Source organism: Mongoliibacter sp. (assembly GCF_007692705.1).
Classification (GTDB): Bacteria; Bacteroidota; Bacteroidia; order Cytophagales; family Cyclobacteriaceae; genus Mongoliibacter.
Map to the genome: position 1 here is coordinate 1 of NZ_REBN01000133.1, position 3,792 is coordinate 3,792.

The 3,792-nt window shown below is 39.4% G+C and carries 3 protein-coding genes; 1 reads left to right on the plus strand and 2 read right to left on the minus strand.

From position 1 onward, the window contains the following. A partial coding sequence (locus tag EA341_RS07300) for a GDP-mannose 4,6-dehydratase (protein WP_293012641.1) occupies window positions 1-625 on the minus strand: 625 nt, incomplete at its 3' end. 310 nt (window positions 626-935) lie between these two features. Between EA341_RS07300 and galE the strand changes: the two genes are divergently transcribed. After that, on the plus strand, window positions 936-1,955 hold the full coding sequence (gene galE / locus EA341_RS07305) for a UDP-glucose 4-epimerase GalE (protein WP_293012643.1): 1,020 nt from the start codon (window positions 936-938) through the stop codon (window positions 1,953-1,955). A gap of 6 nt (window positions 1,956-1,961) precedes the next feature. Here galE and EA341_RS07310 read toward each other — a convergent pair whose 3' ends face one another. Beyond that, on the minus strand, window positions 1,962-3,578 hold the full coding sequence (locus tag EA341_RS07310) for a glycoside hydrolase family 99-like domain-containing protein (protein WP_293012644.1): 1,617 nt from the start codon (window positions 3,576-3,578) through the stop codon (window positions 1,962-1,964). Window positions 3,579-3,792 lie beyond the last annotated feature (214 nt).

The following is a 3,792-nucleotide window of genomic DNA, read 5'->3' on the forward strand; positions in this document are numbered from 1 at the left end:
TCTGCTTCCCATCTCCATATATGGTGATGTCCTGACCTTTCAGTGCCTGTACTATAAAATTACTGACAACCCTTCCGTCATTTTGATTCATCCTTGGTCCGTAGGTATTGAAAATCCTCATGACTTTGATTTTGACATTATGTTGTCTGTAATAATCAAAGAAAAGTGTTTCTGCACATCTTTTTCCTTCATCATAACAAGCTCTTGGTCCGATTGGATTGACATTTCCTCTATAACTTTCCGGCTGAGGATGGATTTCAGGGTCACCGTAAACTTCTGAAGTAGAGGCTTGCAGTATTTTTATTTTCAGCCTTTTGGCCAGACCGAGCATGTTTATCGCTCCAATGACAGAAGTCTTAGTTGTTTGAACAGGGTCAAACTGATAATGAACAGGGCTTGCAGGGCAGGCAAGATTGTAGATTTCGTCTACCTCAACATAAGTTGGGAACGTGACATCATGCCTGATCAACTCAAAATTCTTATTATCTAACAAGTGATGGATATTCATTCTGCTGCCGGTAAAAAAATTATCCATACACAAAACTTCATTTCCTTCTGCTATCAATCTATCAGAAAGATGGCTTCCCAAAAAACCACCACCTCCAGTTACTAAAATTCTTTTCATAAAAAGGATTGTTATCTTATTTCAACACGAAATAAATTAAAATATTCTAAACACTAGATTTTTTTTCGAAAATAGAAAATTATTTCCCATTCAGACCATATTTTTTAAATTAGAAATCAATTATCGGATTTATCCTACTAATATTGTGATTTGAGTATTATTTGATCTACGATATTAACCCAAGTGTAATACTGCGATAGACAGTTTGACGCCATACAGTTGTTTGGTGAACGGTAAAATATGATACATACCTAAATCCGGTCTACGGTTCGGTAAATGTTATGACCTTTTAATGATTAATAAAAAACACATGAAAAAAATTCTTATTACAGGTGGGGCAGGCTATATAGGTTCACATACGGCGGTGGAACTGGTGAATGCGGGTTTTGAGCCTATTATCCTTGATAATTTTTCGAACTCTGAAAAATCAACACTCTCAGGCCTTGAGGAAATATTGGGAAGAGAAATAATTTGCTATGAAGAGGACTGTAATGACAGAGAGGCTGTCGAAAAGGTTTTTAAGCAGAACCAAATTTCGGGAGTTATTCATTTTGCAGCTTATAAGGCTGTAGGAGAGAGTACTCAACTTCCTTTAAACTATTATAAAAACAATATAGATTCCCTTTTGGTGATTCTGGAATGCATGTCAAAATATGGAGTGAAAGACCTTGTTTTTTCGTCCTCCTGCACCGTATATGGTCAGCCAGATGTATTGCCTGTTACCGAATCTACACCAAGAAAAGATGCTGAAAGTCCCTATGGCAATACCAAAAAGATCTGTGAGGATATTTTAAGTGATTATGTTAAAAGCAAGGCAAGTGTGCGGATTATATCCCTTAGGTACTTTAACCCAGTTGGAGCACATCCTTCATCTGCCTTGGGAGAGTTGCCTTTGGGTACTCCGAACAATCTTGTTCCTTTTATTACGCAAACTGCTGTAGGGATCAGGGAAAAACTAACCGTTTTCGGAGATGATTATGATACTGAGGACGGGAGTTGTGTGAGAGACTATATCCATGTCATGGACCTCGCAGATGCCCATGTCAAGTCCTTGGAATATCTTTCCAAACAGGAAGATCATTTCTACGATATTTTCAATGTGGGTACAGGTAGGGGTAATACAGTACTCGAGGTAGTCCAAACTTTTGAAAGGGTATCCGGCAAATCTCTCAACTACACCATAGGTCCAAGAAGGCCTGGTGATGTAGTGAAGGTTTGGGCAGATACTTCCAAAATCAACAATGTCCTGGGTTGGAAAGCCCAATACAGCCTGGAGGACTCGCTAAGAGACTCCTGGAACTGGCAGTTGAAATTAGGAGCGGTGGTTTAAGCTCTTTTACTTACTTGAAAATACTTCTCTGATAGCTTCCAGATAGTCAAAACCATGACCTTCTGTAGGTTCAATATAATTGCCCTCAAGGTATTCATTCCAGCAACAGATCATTACTGTGTTTCCGTTGCTGGATTGATATTTTTCTGATTGCTTTTTTGCATCTTCCAATTTAGCCTTAAAGGTTGATTTGTTACTGTGCACGCGATCTTTGATCGGTTCGCTGGGAAAGCCTGTTTGCTGTGGCCAGGTGCCTCCTGCGGGTCTCATATCCCAGCCCATGGCCACAGGCACTTGGTACTCGAAGGAATTATCATTTTTATAAAACTCACTCCATTCCTCCCAATGTCCTTTATAGGTTTTACGCATATCGGCATAGCTCTTATTATCCTGACGGTAATGATTGTGGTACACATAGCCTGTAAGACCTTCGAAACCCATTCCCTTCAGTCTTGGAACGTAATCCTGAAATAGTATCCGATCTGTGTATCTCCCCCCCCTCCAAGGTTCCGCAGGGTTATTGGCTTGCCATTTGGTAGGCATCCCATATTGGCGTTCATTGGGCATCATAGCACCGGAAGCTACCGCTATGAATTTGATACCCGGCAAACCATTTTTTCTTGCCAATTCCTTGGAACGGTCCAATAAATCTTTCATGCTAATCCCATAAAAGGAAGCTCTTGATTCCGTATCTTGAGGAAAATAGAAATAGACAATCGGCCTTCCATCCTCTGACCTCAGATAGTCTTTTCTTTTGAAATACTTATCAATCCAAAGTTGGGTGATTTTATCGTGCACTTGCAGGTAAAGGGCCTTATCCGGTTTTTCCCCTCTGTAATTTCGCCCTGCGGCCATACTTTCAGGTGAGCCTATATCCAGCCAGGCTCTCCAGCGTTCATCAGAATCATCGCACCAGTTGATGGCCCATTTCATTTGCTTTTCTGCAGGCAATTTGGAATTCTCTTTTAATAAGACTTCCAATTGATCATTCCACTCTTCCAAACCGGGAACTGCCACTCTTCCATCTCTGTTCGGGTCAATTTTCCATCCTTCTGGGTAATAGATTTTTGCTTGAGGCCCAAAATAAAGATGGTAATAATAGTGTCTTCCAAAAAACCAGTCATAGGCAAAAAAATCTATACCATAACTCTTCATGTATTCCAATTGCTTTCGCGCTACAGCAGGATCATCTCTTTTATAAAATCCCTTAAGAGCAGCTATTGGTTTTCTATCCAAATAGGGACCTTCATAGGGATACTGCCTGTTGTAGATTCTTCCCTTAGGTCCCCAAACTGCAGTGTTTTGTAAGCTGGAACAATTTTCTCTTCCTGTAAGACAAGACCAAAAACTGTCTCTATCAATATTGGGATCAGGGGAAGTATTCCAGGAAGGCATAAAATAAACACCTACCATCTGTTGGGTACTGTTCTGGCTTTGCGTATCAGTTGTTCTTAATAAAGAATTGTCTTCTGAATTTTCAGAAGTAAAGTTTTCAACAGCTACTTCAGTTTCCGAAAGCTGTTCAGATGTCTCATCTGAATTTTCTGAAGTTGCCTGTTCACAACCTTCTGGGTCTGCAACTAGAATACCAAGAATTAGTACAAAAGACCAAGTTAATTTCATACTCAAAAGTTTTACGTAAATAAAATCCAGTTTTTTCCAAAATAAAAAATCCGAAATGGAAATGCCACAATCGATATATATTACTTGAAAAAAATAGGCAAAAAAAACCGTGCTGGAGTCATGTCCACCACGGTTTCTTGTAAATTTAATATGTTCTGACCACCCTTTTCGAAATATCAATCAATAGCTAATATCCATTAATATCAACCAACAT

Excerpts from the sequence above, each read along its gene's own strand:
- galE (WP_293012643.1), top strand. The coding sequence starts at position 936 with ATGAAAAAAATTCTTATTACAGGTGGGGCAGGCTATATAGGTTCACAT.
- EA341_RS07310 (WP_293012644.1), bottom strand. The coding sequence starts at position 3,578 with ATGAAATTAACTTGGTCTTTTGTACTAATTCTTGGTATTCTAGTTGCA.